General features: G+C 30.1%; 13 protein-coding genes and 3 rRNA genes. 12 read left to right on the top strand and 4 right to left on the bottom strand.

The genetic code is table 4. The features are described 5' to 3' along the window. Window positions 1-4 precede the first annotated feature (4 nt). From rlmB to MCAV_RS03800, 3 genes are all read left to right on the top strand, one after another. Window positions 5-775, top strand: a complete 771-nt coding sequence (gene rlmB, locus MCAV_RS03810; RefSeq protein WP_391591793.1) for a 23S rRNA (guanosine(2251)-2'-O)-methyltransferase RlmB — start codon at window positions 5-7, stop codon at window positions 773-775. 95 nt (window positions 776-870) lie between these two features. After that, a complete protein-coding gene (ptsP, locus tag MCAV_RS03805) occupies window positions 871-2,601 on the top strand; it encodes a phosphoenolpyruvate--protein phosphotransferase (RefSeq protein ID WP_391591792.1) in 1,731 nt (576 codons plus the stop codon). A 61-nt stretch (window positions 2,602-2,662) separates the two neighbouring features. Continuing rightward, window positions 2,663-3,523 (top strand): DegV family protein, encoded by an 861-nt coding sequence (locus MCAV_RS03800; protein ID WP_391591791.1) that lies wholly within the window; start codon window positions 2,663-2,665, stop codon window positions 3,521-3,523. A 79-nt stretch (window positions 3,524-3,602) separates the two neighbouring features. Here the strand turns inward: MCAV_RS03800 and MCAV_RS03795 are convergent, their stop codons facing one another. Continuing rightward, window positions 3,603-4,784: an NADH-dependent flavin oxidoreductase gene (locus MCAV_RS03795; RefSeq protein WP_391591790.1), complete on the bottom strand. Its 1,182-nt coding sequence runs from the start codon at window positions 4,782-4,784 to the stop codon at window positions 3,603-3,605. A gap of 91 nt (window positions 4,785-4,875) precedes the next feature. Here MCAV_RS03795 and MCAV_RS03790 point away from each other — a divergent pair, with 91 nt between their 5' ends. Genes MCAV_RS03790 through MCAV_RS03780 form a run of 3 tightly spaced genes read left to right on the top strand, consistent with a single transcriptional unit; the run spans window position 4,876 to window position 7,107 of the window. Continuing rightward, entirely contained in the window at window positions 4,876-5,211 is a 336-nt protein-coding gene (locus MCAV_RS03790) for a glycine cleavage system protein H (RefSeq protein ID WP_391591789.1), read from the top strand. Between the two features lie 4 nt (window positions 5,212-5,215). Then, window positions 5,216-6,079, top strand: a complete 864-nt coding sequence (locus tag MCAV_RS03785; protein WP_391591788.1) for a deacetylase SIR2 — start codon at window positions 5,216-5,218, stop codon at window positions 6,077-6,079. Continuing rightward, window positions 6,070-7,107, top strand: coding sequence for a lipoate--protein ligase (locus MCAV_RS03780; protein WP_391591787.1), 1,038 nt, complete (start codon window positions 6,070-6,072; stop codon window positions 7,105-7,107). The genes MCAV_RS03785 and MCAV_RS03780 overlap by 10 nt, the downstream gene beginning before the upstream one ends. On the opposite strand, the gene MCAV_RS03775 is transcribed toward MCAV_RS03780, so the two are convergent. Next, window positions 7,088-7,897, bottom strand: coding sequence for an alpha/beta hydrolase (locus tag MCAV_RS03775; RefSeq protein ID WP_391591786.1), 810 nt, complete (start codon window positions 7,895-7,897; stop codon window positions 7,088-7,090). The genes MCAV_RS03780 and MCAV_RS03775 overlap by 20 nt on opposite strands. A gap of 272 nt (window positions 7,898-8,169) precedes the next feature. Between MCAV_RS03775 and MCAV_RS03770 the strand changes: the two genes are divergently transcribed. From MCAV_RS03770 to rrf, 4 genes are all read left to right on the top strand, one after another. Beyond that, a complete protein-coding gene (locus tag MCAV_RS03770; protein WP_391591785.1) occupies window positions 8,170-8,667 on the top strand; it encodes a GNAT family N-acetyltransferase in 498 nt (165 codons plus the stop codon). A gap of 490 nt (window positions 8,668-9,157) precedes the next feature. Continuing rightward, a 16S ribosomal RNA gene (locus tag MCAV_RS03765) occupies window positions 9,158-10,669 on the top strand. A gap of 311 nt (window positions 10,670-10,980) precedes the next feature. Then, window positions 10,981-13,906 (top strand): 23S ribosomal RNA (locus tag MCAV_RS03760). A 109-nt stretch (window positions 13,907-14,015) separates the two neighbouring features. Further along, window positions 14,016-14,107 (top strand): 5S ribosomal RNA (rrf, locus tag MCAV_RS03755). Together the 16S, 23S and 5S rRNA genes form the textbook arrangement of a ribosomal RNA operon. A 94-nt stretch (window positions 14,108-14,201) precedes the next feature. On the opposite strand, the gene MCAV_RS03750 is transcribed toward rrf, so the two are convergent. Next, a complete protein-coding gene (locus MCAV_RS03750) occupies window positions 14,202-14,852 on the bottom strand; it encodes a hypothetical protein (RefSeq protein WP_391591784.1) in 651 nt (216 codons plus the stop codon). Between the two features lie 376 nt (window positions 14,853-15,228). Between MCAV_RS03750 and glpK the strand changes: the two genes are divergently transcribed. Next, a complete protein-coding gene (gene glpK / locus MCAV_RS03745; protein WP_391591783.1) occupies window positions 15,229-16,776 on the top strand; it encodes a glycerol kinase GlpK in 1,548 nt (515 codons plus the stop codon). A 3-nt stretch (window positions 16,777-16,779) separates the two neighbouring features. After that, window positions 16,780-17,547 carry an MIP/aquaporin family protein gene (locus tag MCAV_RS03740; protein WP_391591782.1) on the top strand — a complete coding sequence of 256 codons (768 nt, stop codon included), beginning with the start codon at window positions 16,780-16,782 and terminating at the stop codon, window positions 17,545-17,547. A 268-nt stretch (window positions 17,548-17,815) separates the two neighbouring features. On the opposite strand, the gene MCAV_RS03735 is transcribed toward MCAV_RS03740, so the two are convergent. Then, window positions 17,816-19,660, bottom strand: coding sequence for a P80 family lipoprotein (locus tag MCAV_RS03735; RefSeq protein ID WP_391591781.1), 1,845 nt, complete (start codon window positions 19,658-19,660; stop codon window positions 17,816-17,818). Window positions 19,661-19,851 lie beyond the last annotated feature (191 nt).

Here is a 19,851-nt window from a genome sequence, read left to right as displayed (position 1 = left end):
TCATATGGATAAAGCAAAACAGCATAAATCATTAACTAATAATGTTAATTTTGGTCAAGATTGTTTAATTTTAGTAGGAAGAAAAGCAATTCATGATGCGATTAATAATTCATTTCTTCTAAGTCGAATTAGACAAGTTTGTTTATCAAGTTCACAACATCATTTATTGCAATTATGTGATCAATTTCATTTACCAGTTTTAATTAAACCTAAATCATGATTTAAGCAAAAATTTAGTCATGATAATCACCAAAATTGTTGTCTTTATATTAAGGCAAAAAAAACAATTAATTTAGACCAATTAATTGAACGAACGAAAAATAAAACTAAAAGTGTTGTTTTAATGCTTGATCAAATTCAAGATCCGCATAATTTTGGTGCGATTATTCGTACTGCAGTTGCTACTAATGTTGATGCAATTATTATTAGTAGTCACAATCAAGTGAAACTAACAACAACTGTTTTAAAAGTTTCAGCAGGATCAGGCTTATTAATTGATATTATTGAAGTTAATAACTTAAATATGGCTTTAGAAAAACTAAAAAAAGCAGCTTATTGATCATATGCAACATTATTAGATCATCATGCACAAAATTTTAAAAAAATTGATTATGCACCAAAAAGTGTTTTAATTGTTGGTAATGAAGGTAATGGTATTAGTCACTTATTAAGTAAAAATACTGATTTTAAAATTAAAATTCCAATGAATCAAGCAGTTGAATCTTTAAATGTTGCAGTTGCAACTGGAATTTTACTCTATCAGATTCTATGTTAAAATTAAATTTAGCATTAGTTTTTTTCAAAAAATAAGTTAAAAACAATTAGTTAATTGAATTTTTAGAAGTCAATTATTATGAAGGATTAACAACTATGAACAATAAATTACAAGGAATTGGTGCAAGTAGTGGAATTGCAATTGCTAAAGCTTTTGTGATTAAAGAATTAAATTTTGATTTAAGTAATCAAACTTTTACTGATGAAAAATCAGAACTAGAAAAATATCAACTTTGATGTCAAAAAGCCAAAACTGATATTGATCAAATTATCACAATTGCTCAAAGTAAATTAAAAGAAGATAAATTAGCGATTTTTGAAGCTCATAAACAACTAATTGATGATATTGAAATTCAAACAGAAATTAAATCATTAATTCAAGCAAAACAACCAGCAGCAGTTGCAATCCAACAAGTTTATCAGAACTACTATCAAATTTTTTCTAATATGGAAGATCAGTATTTTAAAGAACGAGCTAGTGATGTTCAAGACATTCAAAAACGTTTATTAGCAATTGCTCTAAATCTTCAATTACCTAATTTACTAACAATTAATCATGAATGTATTATTGTTGCTCATGATTTAACCCCAAGTGAAACAGCACAATTAGATGCTAAATTTGTTAAAGGTTTTTTAAATAATATTGGTGGAAGAACTAGTCATGCTGCAATTATGGCACGAACTTTAGAAATACCTGCAGTTGTCGCTTTAAAAAACATTACTGAACAAGTTGAAAATAATGTTGTTTTAGCAATGGATGGTACTAGTGGAGTAGTTGAAATTATTAAAGATGAAACAACTAAAAATCACTGATTAACTAAAAAAAATCAGTACCAAAAATATCTTGAAAATTTAGCTAAATACCAAAATCAAGATGCAGTTACTAAAGATGGTGTTAAAGTTTTAGTTGAAGGTAATATTGGTCATGATCAAGATGTTGATCGGGTTTTAGTTAATGGCGCAAGTTCAATTGGTTTATTTCGTAGTGAATTTTTATATATGGATTCATCTAATTGACCAAGTGAAGAAGAGCAATATCAATCATATAAAAAAGTCTTAGAAAAAATTCCTGATCATTTAGTGCTAATTCGCACACTTGATATTGGTGGTGATAAAAATTTAAAATATTTTGAGTTTCCTAAAGAAATGAATCCTTTTTTAGGTTATCGTGCTCTAAGATTATCATTAGATTTGCGTGAAACTTTTAAAACACAGTTACGAGCATTATTACGTGCTAGTGTTCATGGTAAATTAGGCATTATGTTTCCAATGGTGGCTACTTTAGATGAATTTTTATTAGCCAAACAAATTACTTTAGATTTAAAAACTGAAATGATCCAAGCCAATATTCCAGTTGGTGATGTTCAAATTGGCATGATGATTGAAATTCCTACAACAGCAGTATTTGCTCACGTTTTTTCTAAACATGCTGATTTCTTTTCAATTGGCTCCAATGATTTAATTCAATATAGTTTTGCAGTTGATCGAATGTCTGATAAAGTTAATTATTTATACCAACCAAATTCACCAGCATTACTAACAATGATTAAATTAGCAATTGATGGAGCACATGCTAATCATAAAATGATTGGTATGTGTGGTGAAATGGCTGGTGAAGTTTTATCAGTACCCCTATTATTAGGTTTAAATTTAGATGCTTTTTCTATGTCAGCTAGTTCAATTCCCAAAATCAAATATGTTATTTCCAAACTAAATCATAAAGAATGTCAAAAATTAGTAGCTCACGCATTAACTTTAGAAACTGAAACAGAAGTTAATCAATTAGTAACGCAATTTTTAATTGACAATGATATAGTTTGGTATTAAAATAGATACGTTTTTTATATTGTAAAATCAAGGTTTTTCAAAAACAATTATTTAATATTCTATGACCCAAAAAATTTGTGTATTAACTGATACTTCATGTACATTATCAGCATCTGAAGCAAAAAGCCATGGCATTAGTTTACTGCCCCTAAATGTGATTGATCAAGCAGGTAATGATTTGCTTAACACTTTAGAAAATAAGGATATTGGTGCACGTATGGTTCAAAACGAATTGTTTAAAACTAGTACGACTCCATTTCATTTATTGATTAATTTAATTGAAGATTTACTAATGAAATATGATCAAGTAATTTATTTAGTAACTTCTTCAAAAATTTCTAGTCAATATTCGCAATGTTCTAATTTACTAAAAGATGAATTTCCAGCTAATAAAGTTTTAGTTTATGATTCACTAACTTCTGGTCATGGCTTAAGTACATTAGCAATTCAAGTGGCTCATCAAGTAAAACAACCTAATTTTCAAATTGATCAAATTGAAACAATTATTGAAACTTTTGATCAAAAACACTTTGATTATTTCACTTGTGAAAATGTCAAATATATTGCTCGATCAGGTCGGGGTAGTAAAAAATTACTAAAATACTTTAGTAAAATTATTCGTCCGATCATTTTATTTAAGAATGAAAATAATTTAGAATCCATTTCACGAACCTTAAATGGTGCAATTGAAAAAATGGTTGATTTAACTTTTAAAAGATTAAGTCAAATGGGAGCATATAAAATTAAAAACGTTTTAATTTACAATGGTTTAGGAACAGTGAGCATTCTAGAAAAATTAATTAAATTAGTTGCTAAAAAACTTAATTTTCAAGCCAATTTAATTAAATTAATTGATGTTCCTCAAGTTGTTTTTGTTCATACAGGACCTGAAACTTATGGAATTCATGTTGAATTACAATAGTTGCTTAGTTCAATTAAGATAAAAAACAAATTAAAAAAACAACATCCTAAAAAATAAAAGAGTGTTTTTTTAAAATCAATTATTCTGTTAATTTTTTTAAAAGATCAATTTGTGCTTGAGTGATTGATTTACTATATTCCATATAAGCAGCTAAATTTTTAAACGCTTTTTTAGGAATTGCTAACTCTTTCAATTTTGCTTCATTAAGAGTAATTTGTGCTAAATCTAATTGATCATTGGCGATTTTAGTAACAAAATCAGGTTCAATAATAAATGGTGTTGATACTCCAATTAAATCAGCGTGTTTTAATGCTTCAATTGCTTTAGTTGGATCATTAATGCCACCATTAGCAATAATTGTTAGTCGTTGATGAAATAAATCATAAATTACTTGATTAACTAGTTTACCATAATATTGCCCTTTAGTTCGCACTTTATTCAAATAAACATCTTTACCCCAACTAGCAATTGCTAAATAATCAATTTTAGCAACTTTTAAAACTTGATTTAAATACCAAATAAAATCATCAATGCTATAACCCAATTCTGCTTGTCTTGTTTCTTCAGCAGTAGCACGATAACCAAAAATAAAATCTTTTGGTGCATACTGATCAATAACTTTTTGCACTGCTTCAAAAACAGCTAAACTAAAACGAGCGCGATTAACCAAATTTTGACTACCCCACTGATCAGTTCGTTGGTTGGAAAATACTGAAAAAAATTCTTGCATTAATAATTTTTGTGCTGAAGAAATTTCAATTCCATCAAATCCTGCTAAAATTGCTCGTTTAGTTGCTTGAGCATAATCATTAATCGTTTGCTGAATTTGCTCTTCACTCATAGCAATCACATCATGTTCAAATGGAAGATGATAATGATTAGAACTTACTCCATAACTAAAACGATTTTGCTTTAAAAAAACTTGACTAAACCTACCTGCATGAGCTAGTTGAATAATTGCTTTAGCATTATTAGCCTTAATTGCTTGTGCTAATTTTTTTAAACCATTAATTTTATTGTCATGATCAATGCCAAAACCATTTTCAAACAATTTGCCTGCTTGATTAATATATGCTCCACTTGTAATTTGCAAGCAAGCACTATGACTTCTTTTTAAGGCATAATTAATTTCTGCTTGTGTTATAAAACCTGTTTTAGTACAAAGATTTAAAGTAATTGGACTTAGAACAAATCGGTTGGGCAAAACAACTTTATGATTTAAATTATGAGAACTAAAAAGCAATTGGTAATTTTTGACCATAATTAATGTAATTAACAACTAATAACTTAAAAACTTGATTTTTTAAAATAAACTATTAAAAATTTTTCATCAACTAATTAAAATATATTATATGAAAAAAATAGCTAACTATTTAATCCTAACAAAAAATAACGATCAAGTTATTGTTAGTATGAGTGCTGAATTACAAGATGATTTAGGAACAATTGGTTATGTTAAATTTGTTGTTGGTGACAAAATTAATCTTAATGAACCAATTTTACGCATTGAAGCATCAAAAACAATTATGACCATTACTTGTCCAATATCAGGAACAGTTGTTGCTATTAATCAAGCAGCAATTACTAATCCATTATTACTTAATTCTGAAAATATTGCAGAAAATTGGTTAATTAAACTTCAAGATGTTGATTTTGCTCAATTTAATGCTTTAGAAGATGCGATCTAATTTAGTGTCAAAATTTATTATTGATCACACAATTAATGATCAATTAACATTATTAACTAACTTAATTGAGCAAGCTGATTATCTTTTAGTAGGAATTGGTGCAGGACTATCAAGTGCTGATGGTTTTGATTATTCACAAAAATATTTATTACAATATTTTCCTGATTTTCAACAAAAATATCATTTTCTTGACTTATTACAAGCATCACTTTATGATTATCCTAATCAACAAGAATATTGAGCGTTTCAAAGCCGCTTTGTTAAACATTGTTTTCTTGATCAACCATTAGGGATTAACCATTTAAAATTAAAAAAATTAATTAAGAAAAAAGATTATTTTGTAATTACAACTAATAGTGATCAACAATTAATTAAAACTGGTTTTGATCTTAATCGTTTGTTTTATATTCAAGGACAATATTGTCAAATGCAATGTGTCCATTTTTGTTCTAATCAAACTTATCAAGATCTAAATTTAATTAATCAAATGGTGCAACAACAAAAAAATTTAGCAATTCCTTATCAATTAATTCCTAAATGTCCTGAATGTGGAAGTTTTTTAGAATTAAATAAAAGAGTGGCACATAAAGGCATGATTGAAGATGCTACTTTTAGACAACAAGAAGAAAATTATTTGCGTTTTTTAAAAAAAATTAAAAACCAAAAAGTTTTATTACTAGAAATTGGAGTTGGTTTTGTCACTCCCCAATTTATTAAATTACCGTTTTATCAGTATTTAGAAGAAAATGAGCAAGCATTATTAGTAATTGTTAATCCAAAAACTTATCAATATCCTAAAAAGATTAAAAATCAAGTAATTCATTTTCAAGAAAAAGTGGAAAATTTATTTCAACCATTATGTATTTAATTGAACCAATTAGAAACAACAAATATCTTGCTGATGGTGCTGTTGTTTTAGCATTACAAGTTTATGTTCAAGAAAATTTGAAATTAGATGATGATATTTTATTTCCATTTGTTGTTAATCCTAATGTTCAAATTGGTGTCTTTCAAAACACACAAGAAGAAGTTAATGCTGATTATATTGAAAAAAACAACATTTTAGTAGTTAGACGTGATACAGGTGGTGGGGCAATTTATTTAGATCAAGGTTGCATTGGAATTTGTTATTTAATTAAAAAAAGTGATGCTTTTTTTGCTAATTTTGCTCAAGCATACCAACCAGCAATTAAAATTTTAAAAGAATTAGGAGTTGAACAAATTCAATATAGTGGTAAAAATGATTTAACTATTAATAATAAAAAAGTTAGTGGTCAAGCAATGAAAATTGTTAATGACAAAATTTATGGTGGTTATTCACTATTATTAGATGTTGATTATGAGGCAATGGATTTAGCACTAAAGCCTAATCAAGCAAAAATTAGTTCAAAAGCAGTAGCATCAGTTAAATCCCACGTTACTGCTTTAAGACCATATTTAAAACCAGAATATCAAAATTTAACATCAATTGAATTCAAAAACTTATTTTGTGCTAAACTTTTAAATCTTAATGATCTTAGTGAAGCCAAAAGGTATCATTTAACTGATCATGATTGGGCTCAAATTGATCAAATGTTAGTTGAAAAATACAAAAACTGAGAATGAGTTTATGGTAATAATCCAAAATATACTTATAATCAAAGTCGTTATTTTACTAATGTTGGCACAATTGATGTTTCATTAGAAATTGATCAACAACGAATTGTTAAATGTAAAATTTATGGTGATTTTTTTGCTAAAAAACCAATTGCAGAACTAGAAAAACAATTAGTTGGCACAAAATTAGTTAAACAAGATTTACTAACCTTACTAGAAAAAATCGATTTTTCAAGTTACTTTAACAATCTAGATTTAAATCTTTTTGTTGATTTTTTAATTAATCAAAATACGTTTTAATTAAATTAACAAATGGTATTAAATTGTTTGATCAAGGTTTATGACCAGTATTAGGAAAAACTTTAATTGTTAAATTAGACACGTTTGCTTGATAATATTGTTTAATTGCACTAACATTAATGATAAAATCACGATCACCATAAACTAATAACACTGGTAATTGCAGTTTTTTAGTTGCTTGATCAATTTTGTCAATTAAAAAATTAGTTAACATACTAGGTCCTAAAACGCGATAACCAATTGCTCTTAAAGTATTAGAGTTAATTAAACGAATTCAATTAATGACTTGTTTGATTTTTGTATAATCATTAAAATCAAAATCAAATTGATATTTTAGAACTAATTGATAAAAGTCTTTTAAACTTTTAGGAAAAAAATAAAAATAAGTTGCTCAACCAGTTTGTTGTGATGTTTTGTTTCATGGAGCAACTAAAATTAGTTTAGCAAAATGTTCTGGTTCTTTAGCAATTGCAAAACTGCACACACCTCCACCCATAGAATGACCAATTGCATGAACGTTTTTAAGTTTTTTAAGTTTAATGAACTCAAGCAAAAGATCAGCATATTTTAAAAGATCAAAATCTTGAATCTCATTTTCTAAAGTATTACCATGTCCAGGTAAATTTAGAGCATAATAGTTATATTCACTTAAGTGTTGTGCTACAGGTTCAAATAATTCAAAATTACTAGTAAAACCATGAACAAAAACAATCGTTTTTTGTGCATTAGGATTTAATTTTTCAATGTATTCAACATGATAGTTGAAAATTGAAATTGTTAAATTGTTCATAATATTTAATTATTTATTGAATATTTTTTTAAATTATCTTATTTTCTTTCTTTAAAAATTTTATTCGAAAATAATTTAGATTGATTTTAAAACAATCAATTTCAGTACTTTGAAACTAATAATGATTAAAAATTATTAGTAATTTGCTTGATAAAATCTTATAATTTTAGTAAAAATGTTAATAAGTTAGATTGTAATAACTAATAAGTTTTCAGATCATAAGATTATGATTTAAACTAATTTATTAATAAATAGAAGTGAATAGATTTTTTATGAAACAATATAAATTTTTAGTTGATGATGTGCAATTTCGCATGGTTAAAGAAGAAGATATTCCAGCAATTTTTGCATATGGTCAAAAACCAGTAGTAGTTAAATTTTTACCATGAGGACCTGTAACATCAATTAAAGAAACTGAAGCTTTTTATCAAAGTGTTAAAGATGATACTAATGTTTGAAGTATTCTTTATAAACGCAAAATGATTGGAACAGTATCATGTGTTAAGATTTCTCATGAGAACAAACATTTATTTATTGGTTATGTGATTGATAATGAATACTGAAATTTAGGCATTGGTTTGTATGCTGTTAAAATTTTTTTAGCTTATTTAAAAGAAAAATATCCAGATTATCAAATTTATGCTGAAGCAGTTAAACATAACTATGCTTCAATTAATTTATTATTAAAAGCTGGTTTTTGTCATGTATCAGACTTTAATATCATTCAAAAAAACAAACCAACAATTAAAAGTTTGTTTCAATTAAAATAATAATTTAAGTTTAAAAAAAGTTGTTTTATTTAAATAAAACAACTGATTTTTTGATCTAAATTAATCCTTTTTATTGAATTTACAAAGAAATTTTCATACCATTTTATCCTAAAAACTTAGGATTTTCCTAGTTTTTTGACTCAGTTGATCAAATAATAGTTAATTTAAGAAAAATTTTTTTCAAAAATTGCAAAAAATCTGTTATTATTTACTAACGTTGCAGCCAAAATTTATAAATATTTTATTAAAATATTTTTTTAAATGAGTAATTGTTAACGTTCTTAATAACAAAATTAAATCTTTTTAAAATTGTTTGAAAAAAAATTATTTTTTTTAAAAATTTTTGTTATACTTATTATCTTGTTATAAATCATATCTAAAAAATTAAATTTAATTTTTGATTTAGTAACATTTTGAAATATAGTCACATTTTACTTTTCTAAAGTGTGTGATTGAAAGTTTTTTGAAATCCGAAGACTATCCGTTAATTTTTTATGAGAGTTTGATCCTGGCTCAGGATTAACGCTGGCGGCATGCCTAATACATGCAAGTTGAACGAAAGTAGCAATACTTTAGTAGCGAACGGGTGAGTAACACGTATCCAATCTACCCTTATGTAAGGAATAACCAGTTGAAAAACTGGCTAATACCTTATAGGAGCATTAAACACAAGTTTTTTGTTTTAAAGACGCGTTTGCGTTGCTTAAGGATGAGGGTGCGGTGCATTAGATAGTTGGCAGGGTAATGGCCTACCAAGTCGATGATGCATAGCTGTACTGAGAGGTAGAACAGCCACAATGGGACTGAGACACGGCCCATATTCCTACGGGAAGCAGCAGTAGGGAATTTTCCACAATGGGCGAAAGCCTGATGGAGCAATGCCGCGTGAATGATGACGACCCTATGGGTTGTAAAATTCTTTTATTAGGAAAAAATGATTAGAAGAGGAAATGCTTCTAATTTGATTGTACCTTTTGAATAAGCAACGGCTAACTATGTGCCAGCAGCCGCGGTAATACATAGGTTGCAAGCGTTATCCGGATTTATTGGGCGTAAAGCAAGCGCAGGCGGAGTAACAAGTCTGGTGTTAAAGGCAATAGCTTAACTATTGTTTGCATTAGAAACTGTTAATCTAGAATACAGTAGGGAGTTCTGGAATTCAATGTGGAGCGGTGAAATGCGTAGATATATTGAAGAACACCAGTGGCGAAGGCGAGAACTTGGGCTGTAATTGACGCTTAGGCTTGAAAGTGTGGGGAGCAAATAGGATTAGATACCCTAGTAGTCCACACTGTAAACGATGGATATTAGTTGTTGGGACTAGAGTCTCAGTGACGCAGCTAACGCATTAAATATCCCGCCTGGGTAGTACATTCGCAAGAATGAAACTCAAAGGAATTGACGGGGACCTGCACAAGTGGTGGAGCATGTTGCTTAATTCGACAATACACGAAAAACCTTACCCGGGTTTGACATCCCTTGCAAAGCTATAGAAATATAGTGGAGGCTATCAAGGTGACAGGTGGTGCATGGTTGTCGTCAGCTCGTGTCGTGAGATGTTTGGTTAAGTCCCGCAACGAGCGCAACCCCTGTTTGTAGTTAAGTGTCTACAAAGACTGAAGCGAAAGCTATAGGAAGGTGGGGATGACGTCAAATCATCATGCCCCTTATGTCCGGGGCTGCAAACGTGCTACAATGGTTGATACAAAGTGGGCAATACAGTGATGTAAAGCATAATCACAAAAGTCAATCTCAGTTCGGATTGAAGGCTGCAACTCGCCTTCATGAAGTTGGAATCACTAGTAATCGCGTGTCAGCTATATCGCGGTGAATACGTTCTCAGGTCTTGTACACACCGCCCGTCAAACTACGAGAGGTAAGTATATCTAAAACCGCAAAATTAACCTGCAAAGTGGAATATGCGTCTAGGATAGATTTACTGATTGGAGTTAAGTCGTAACAAGGTACCCCTACGAGAACGTGGGGGTGGATCACCTCCTTTCTTTGGAGTCAAAGTAAATTAATTTTTTAATTAATTTTTTATTATTGACCTTTATTATATTTTTTAAGTGTACTTTTCTACTAACCAAGTAAGTAGTTATTATTTTTTAGTAATTATTTATCAAGATACAATGGGGATAGTCTTCGGATTTGAGAAAACTTTCGTTTTTCTCAGATGATTGCTTTTTGACAACTGAAAATAGACAATCTTTCTGATCTATAACCAAAATTTTTAAACAACTTTTTGGTTTGTAGTGATGATTAAAACCGAGTAATTAACAATTAAATAATTTTTATTGATCAATACAAACGTTATAAATTAATAAGAGTTAGTGGTGGATTTCTTGGGAATGGAAGGCGATGAAGGACGTGTTAATCTGCGATAAGTGTCGGGGAGCTGATAAAAAGCGATTGATCCGGCAATTTCCGAATGGGGGAACCCAGTAGTCAGAGATGACTATTATTATTAGTTGAATTCATAGACTAATAAGGCGATACCTTGCGAAGTGAAACATCTCAGTAGCAAGAGGAAAAGAAAACGAAGTGATTCCCTTAGTAGCGGCGAGCGAACTGGGAAGAGGCCAAACTAGAATTTATTCTAGGGTTGTAGGACATTAATATGGACTTAAGATTAATAGCAGAAGTTGTTGGGAAGCAACGCCATAGAAGGTGATAGCCCCGTATGCGAAATTAGTTTTATACCTAAATGTATCCTGAGTAGGGCGGGGCACGTGGAATCCTGTCTGAATCTGCCCAGACCATTGGGTAAGCCTAAATACTAACCATTCTCCGATAGTGGACCAGTACCGTGAGGGAAAGATGAAAAGAACCCAGAGATGGGAGTGAAATAGACCATGAAACCATTAACTTACAAAGAGTCAGAGCCCGTTTATGGGTGATGGCGTGCGTTTTGAAGTATGAGCCGGCGAGTTATTGTAGCATGCAAGGTTAAACTGTAGAAGTGGAGCCGTAGCGAAAGCGAATCTGAACAGGGTGTTTAGTATGTTGCAATAGACCCGAAACGGAGTGATCTAGCCATGAACAGGTTGAAGTTTGGGTAATACCAAATGGAGGACCGAACCGACTTTCGTTGAAATGACAGCGGATGATTTGTGGCTAGGGGTGAAATTCCAATCGAACTCCGTGATAGCTGGTTCTCGTCGAAATAGTTCTAGGACTAGCGTTAGATTATTGGTTTGTTGGGGGTAAAGCTCTGAATTCATGATGGCGCGGCCTTCGTGTACTGAATGAAATTAAACTATGAATACCAACAAGCCTACTCTAGCAGTCAGACAGTGGGGGATAAGCTTCATTGTCACAAGGGAAAGAGCCCAGACCGTCGAATAAGGTCCCGAAGTTAAACTAAGTGGAGAAGGATGTTAAAACACTAAAACAGCTAGAATGTTGGCTTAGAAGCAGCCATCGTTTAAAGAGTGCGTAACAGCTCACTAGTCTAGTGTTTTTGCGCCGAAGGTGTAACGGGGCTAAGTTTAACACCGAATTCGCGGGTTATGTATTTAAAAGTACATAGCGGTAGACGAGTGTTGTATACTGGATGAAGCATGAGTGTGAACACATGTGGACGGTATACAAGTAAGAATGCCGGCGTGAGTAACGTATGAAAGTGAAAATCTTTCAAGCCGTATTGACCAAGGTTTCCTGGGGCAGGGTCGTCCGCCCAGGGTGAGTCGGAACCTAAGATGAGGCTGAAAAGCGTAGTCGATGGACAATGAGTTAAAATTCTTATACTAACATATTTGGCAATGGAGTGACAGAAGAGGTTAGCACAAGCAGATTATTGGATTTCTGTTTAAATATTTAGTGCATAAAGTAGGCAAATCCGCTTTATTTCTTTTAAGAAAAGCATGATGTATGAATAGGAGCGAACACTATTAGTAAGTAGCGAAGTTGTGTGACACCATATTCTCAAGAAAAGCTTCTAGTATTAAACAATTATGTTATCCGTACCAAGAACGAACACACGTGGTCAAGGAGAATATCCTAAGGCTATCGAGTTAATTACAGCTAAGGAACTCTGCAAATTGATCCCGTAAGTTAGCGATAAGGGATGCCTGCTATTGTAGGTCACAGTAAAGAGCGAGGGGGGACTGTTTATCAAAAACACAGCTTTATGCTAAGGCGCAAGCCGATGTATATGAGGTGACACCTGCCCAGTGCCAGAAGGTCAATGAAGGGGGTTAGCAGCAATGCGAAGCTCTTAACTTAAGCCCTGGTGAACGGCGGCCGTAACTATAACGGTCCTAAGGTAGCGAAATGCCTTGTCGGGTAAATTCCGTCCCGCTTGAATGGTGTAACCATCTCTTGACTGTCTCGGCTGTAAGCTCGGTGAAATCCTGGTGAGAGTGAAGACACTCTCTAGCCACTACGGGACGGAAAGACCCCATGAAGCTTTACTGTAGCTTAATATTGAAAACGTCCAATGGATGTAGAGAATAAGTGGGAGACTGTGAGACGAGTTCGCTAGAATTCGTGGAGTCGATCGTGGAATACCACTCTTCTTTTGTATTTTTTCTAACCTATGCTGGTAATCACGGCAAGAGAAAGTGTTAGGTGGGCAGTTTGACTGGGGCGGTCGCCTCCCAAAAGGTAACGGAGGCGCGCAAAGGTACCTTCAACACGGTTGGAAATCGTGTTCTGAGCGTAATGGTATAAGGGTGCTTGACTGCGAGACTTACACGTCGAGCAGGTAGGAAACTAGGTCATAGTGATCCGGTGGTTCAGAATGGAATGGCCATCGCTCAACGGATAAAAGCTACTCTGGGGATAACAGGCTGATAGTGTCCAAGAGTTCACATCGACGACACTGTTTGGCACCTCGATGTCGACTCATCTCATCCTGGAGCTGAAGCAGGTTCCAAGGGTTCGGCTGTTCGCCGATTAAAGAGATACGTGAGTTGGGTTCAAACCGTCGTGAGACAGGTTGGTCCCTATCTATAGTGGCTGTAGGAAGATTGCGAAGATTTGACCTTAGTACGAGAGGACCGGGTTGAACATACCTCTAGTGTACCAGTTGTCACGCCCGTGGCACGGCTGGGTAGTTATGTATGGCATAGATAAACGCTGAAAGCATCTAAGTGTGAAACTAACTTCTAAAATAATCTTCCCATTGTGTAAAAGCAAGTAAGAATCGTTGCAGATAACAACGTTGATAGGTTGTAAGTGTAAGTGCAGTAATGTATTGAGCTGAACAATACTAATCATTCGAGGATTTATAACGATTAATTTGGATTGACAATATTAATTGTTTTAATTAATTATTACAATAGTTTTAAATCATAATCATAAAGATTAATGTCTATTTTTAGTTGCCAAAAAGCGATCATTAGTGCGGTAACGATACGATTCTGGAAACACCTATTCCCATCCCGAACATAGCAGTTAAGCAGAATTGGGTCATTGTTGAATGATATTGCCGCGCAAAAAACTAAAATCCCTTTTAACTTATTTAATAGTTAGAAGGGATTTTTTGTTGTCTACTATTTGTTCTCTACTAATTAATAATTAAATTGCAATTAAACTTTTTTTCTATTTTTTGAAGTTGCTAATGCTGTTTGATAAAGATCATTAATTTCTAACACTAAATTTTCTAATTTTTCTGATTCAATGAAAAAAGAAGATGCTTTACAAGCATTTTTAATTGCAACATTAGTGTATGCTTCAAAAGGAATGTCAAAATGAGTCATTAAATATTTTAGACATAAAAGATAATCTGATTTGCGATTAATGACTAAATCAATTGCTTTCTTTTTTCAAATTTGTTGATAACAACAATTTGAATAAATGTCATTTAGTTCAGGAATTAAAAAGTTAAAAATACCACCATAACCAACTTTTTCATGAGGATTTTTATCTTTATGAGGATATTCTAAAATTTTAATATGAAGTACTAAATGTTCTAAATAATCACAATAAACTAAACGATTAGCTAATTGATAAGCAAAAGGATTTTTAATTGCAAATTTAGGATCTGATAACATAATTGCTTTATCTTCATCAATATGATGAATAAATAGACCATCTGTTTTTGTTCTTTTAATTGATTGCACAGAACTTAAACATTGCTCATTAGAAAAATAATTTTTTTTAACTAATCCATGTTTTTGCTTTAAATATTCACAACACTGATCATAAGTTAAATTTAACATTTGTTGAATTGAATTCATTTTTATAAAATACTCTAAAACTAAATTAAGTTAATAATTAATATTTTAACTGATTAATCAACTTAATAAGACTAAATTTAGTTGCAATAAAAATTAAAATTATAATTAGTATTAATATATGTAGTGATCAATATTAAAATCATTTGCGATTTATTTAATAGTAATTTTGTATTTGTTGTTTTTTTGTTGTTTAGTTAAATAGAATATAAAAATAATTAAAAATAAAACCTAATTTAACTAGTTGATATTTTAGTAAGATTCTTTATTGATAGTTGATATATTATTATAAATTATTTCAAAAATTATGATTTTGATTTTAATTGACTTACTATTATATATATTAAATTAATTACATCCTAGAAATGGAATAACAAATATGAGTGATAATACGGTTGCAAACAAAAAATATTTGATTGCAATTGATTCTGGTACTACAAGTTGTCGAACAATCGTTTTTGATCATGATATTAAACAAATTGCTTGTTCACAAATTGAAATTAATAACTTTTTTCCTCATTCTGGTTGGGTTGAACAAGATCCACTAGAAATTTGAAATGCTCAATTAACAACCTTACAAAGCGCTAAAAATCATGCTGGCATTAAATCGAATGACATTGCGTGTGTTGGTATTACTAACCAACGTGAAACAATTGTTTTATGAAATAAAGAAACAGGATTACCAGTTTATAATGCAATTGTCTGACAAGATCGTAGAACTAATGATTATTGTCAAAAACTATCTGAAAACCAAGACACAGTTGATTTGGTCCACAAAACAACTGGTTTATTTATTAATCCTTATTTTTCAGCAACTAAAATTAAATGAATTTTAGAAAATGTTCCACAAACACAAAAAGTTTTAAAAGAAAATAAACTTTTATGTGGAACAATTGACACTTGATTAATTTGAAAATTAACAGGTGGCAAAGTACATGCAACTGATGTAACTAATGCTTCAAGAACAATGTTGTTTGACATTCATAAATTAGCTTGATCAACTGAATTATTAGAACTATTTAACATTCCTAAAGAAATTCTTCCTGAAGTTAAAAATACCGCTGATGATTTTGGCATCATTTTACCTAGTTGCTGATCACAAAGAGCTACAGGAGAAGTTAAAATTGCTGGAGCTGTTGGTGATCAACAATCAGCTTTATTTGGTCAATTATGTACTGAAGTAGGAATGGTAAAAAATACTTATGGTACTGGTTGTTTTACTTTATTAAATCTTGGTGAAACACCAATTTTAAGTAAAAATCGCCTACTAACAACTGTTGCTTGAAAATTTAAAAACCAAAAAGCTTGTTATGCTTTAGAAGGTTCAGTGTTTATTGCTGGAGCTGCTATTAAATGATTAAGAGATGATTTACGCATTTTATACAATTCTGCTGAAAGTGATTTTTATGCTAAATTAGCTAATCAAGACACTAGTCATGAAGTAATTTTTGTACCTTCATTTTCAGGTCTTGGAGCACCTTATTGAGATTCAGATGCTAGAGGAGCAATTTTTGGCTTAGAACGCGGTACTAAAAGAGAACACATTGTTAAAGCAGCAATTGAAAGTATTGCTTATCAAAGTAATGATCTTCTATCAGCAATGGAGAAAGATCTGAACCAAAAAATTAAAATTTTAAAAGTTGATGGTGGTGTTTCTAATTCTGAATATTTAATGCAATTTCAAGCATCAATTAGTAATGTTGAAATTCATCGACCTGATAACTCTGAAGTTACAGCATTAGGTGCAGCCTTTTTTGCTGGACTACATACAGGTTATTGATCTAATTTATCAGAATTAGTTGAACGTAATAAAATTAATAAAATTTTCTACCCTCAATTTGATCAAAAAACAATTAAAACCAAAATTCACAATTGACAAATTGCTGTCAATCGTTGTTTAGGTTGAAAGAAAAATATTGAGTCATAATTTATGAACTTAGGAACTTTATTTGCAGGAGAACTTTTTGGAACCTTATTTTTAATTTTATTAGGTAATGGCGTTGGTCAATCTTATAATTTTAAAAATATGTATGCAAGAAAAGCATCTAATGGTAATGTTAACTGAGTTGGAATTGCTATTGGTTGAGGTTTAGCAGTACTTGGAGGTGTATTAATTGGTGCAGCGATTAATTCTGATGCGACTCATTTAAATCCAGCAGTTAGTATTTTTGTAGCGATTGATTCATCATTTCTTGCTAATAGTAATTTAAATCAAGTGTGAACGCAATTTATTATTCATGTTCTTGGTGCATTAACTGGAGCATTTTTAGGTCAAATTGTTTTAGATCTATTAAACTGAAAACATATTACTGAAAATGATCCTGGTGTTGTTTTAGGAACACATTGTACTGGACCAACCCATTCAAAAGCTCATGTAACTAATTTCTTCTATGAAATTGTTGGAACAATTGCTTTAGTTGGTTTGATTTTAGCATCTGGTAAAGTTTTAACTAATATTAGTAATTTAACTGGAATCCTTCCTTTTTTAATTGTTAGTTCAATTGGATTAAGTTTAGGATCAGTTACTGGTTATGCGATTAATCCTGCTCGTGATTTAATGCCAAGAATTGTTTATCAAATTTTACCTTTAGCTAATAAAGTTAAAGCTAATTGAAATTATGCTTGAGTTCCCACTGTTGGACCTTTAGTAGGTGCAACTTTTGTTGGTCTTGTTAGTGGTATTGTTGCTATTGCCTAGATAGACTTTATTAACATTTTCTAATAACTAAAAATTATTTTGCTTCAATCTTTATAAAATATCATTGAAGTTAAACTTAATTAATTATTATATTAAAAAAACTACCTGATTAACTTTTGGGTAGTTTTTTTGATGTATTTAATTAAAAATTGTTTTGCACTTTATAAAAAGAAGACAATAAAAACTACACCTAAATTCAATTTTTAAATTTTAATAATTGATTAGGTATAGTTTAATAATATTTAAATTAAATAATTAATTTAATTTTTTATTGTTCAGCAATATTTTTTAATGAAGGATTTTCATTAATTTTTTGCACAAAAGTATTGAAATCAATGTCTTTTAAAGATTTAGAAGTGTTATATAGACTATCAAATGCACTACGTAAAAAAACGGTATACTTGTTAACTGGTGGATTTAAAGGTTTGTAATTAATTTTTTTAGTGTTACCATTATCAATATTAGAACTATTATTATTGCTATTAACTACTTCTTGAGCTTTTAGAATAAATGGATTAACACCAAGTAATGATTTTCGTTTAGTTTCATCTAATGACCAAAATTTTTGACTTGTTGGTAAGTATGAACCTTTTAGAGCATAATAATCAATGTGATTTAACATTTCTGTCTTATTAACAACTTGTTTAGTGGTTTCATCATATTCTCTTACAGTATATGTATCTTGAGTTTCCACTAATCAATTAACAAATAATTTAGTTGCTTTATCAACACGACTATTACCAGTTTTAATACCAATTAATTGACCACCTTGGGTAAAGATTGCTCCATTAGTTGCATTACTACTATTAACACGCAATCCTGGTAATCCTAAAATATCTTTTTCTTCAGTATAATCATTAATGGTTTTAGTTGTTATTTTTTTCTTACCATCTTTTGTTTGAAAATCTTCTTGTTTTTTAAAATAATAACTATAACCTGCTGATGATCCCATAACTGCTGCTAATTTTAAGTCAGAAAAAGTAGTACTTGGATAAGATTTAGACGGATTAATTCACAATCCATTTGCATTAGATAATGTCTTTAGTTTTTCAAAGAAACCTTTGAAAACATTATTTTCATTAGATCCAGGTTTTAAAAACGGAAAGATTAATTTTTTGTTGTTATCAAAGTGTCATAAAAATTTATTAATATCAGAACCTAATTGGTTAAAAGAATAAATGTTTAAATTACTAAAAAAAGAAGAAACAGCCACTAATTTATTTTCTTTTCGTTCAGTTGGTTTTAGAAAAACTTGAGACAATTTAGTCATTAAATCTAAAAAATCATCATAATTTTCAAAATCAGATTTTTTTAATTGATTAGTATTGTTTTGACTTTTAAAAACTTCTTTAATTTTATTTGCATCAGGTTGGCCCCAAATTTTTTCCACATTAGTTTTTCTAGTAGCATCAACTTGATATTTTTCTTCAGTTTTTTCAGATGTTTTTGTAGAACTTGTACCATTTTTTTCAACACCTAATTCTTTTTTGAATCAAGCTTGATCTTCAGTTTTAATAGTAATATTAGCACTAGTATCATTAAGAATTGTTTGTAATAAATGATTTAAAACAGGACGAGATAAAATTAAAACTTCAGTACTAACACCAGCTCTAGCTAAATACATCGCATTATTTTTAAGATCTAAACCTTGGATGTCAGCGTTAGTTCTAAATGGTTCATAATAACATTGAGAATGCAAACCTTCTTTAGAAGTGCTATTAACTGCTGCTAAATTTAACTCTTTATTTAAAGACAATAAATTAGTCACTAATGACTCATAACCAAATGTTAATTGTGGTAAATTACTTCGGTTGTTATTTTGCAAATCATTAAGAATTTGCGACTCATTTTCACTATAATTTTGATTATTGCTATAAGAAGTAACAGGTAAATAACCTTGACTAATTTTTTCAGGATGATTTTTTAAAAATGTATTATATTTCTCAGTAATTTCTTTTAAAGCATTAAAATGCGCTTTTCCTTTTTCAAAAGGTAATGAAAATTTTATTTCATTAACATTATCAAAACTAAATCGACTACAAGCAGTTAGAATAAGACTAGAACAAGATGCTAATAAAATCGGAAATAACAATAATTTTTTCTTTATTTTCATGATTTTTCTTGTGTTTAGAGATGCTAGAAAATGTAAGATGATTTAAAACTTATTAAATCAATCATTAACACTCAAATAATAACAAATAATTAAAATGAATTTTATTTTTTTTCAAATAAAAACTTGATTGGATTCATGATTAGTATCTAGGTTTTATTAAGCATTTTTTTAATTGAAAATCTTAATTGCAA

Origin of the sequence: [Mycoplasma] cavipharyngis, from assembly GCF_042984175.1 — a bacterium.
In the GTDB taxonomy this organism is placed as follows: Bacteria; Bacillota_I; Bacilli_A; order Mycoplasmatales; family Mycoplasmoidaceae; genus Mycoplasma_N; species Mycoplasma_N cavipharyngis.
This window is presented reverse-complemented; position numbering and strand designations above follow the sequence as displayed.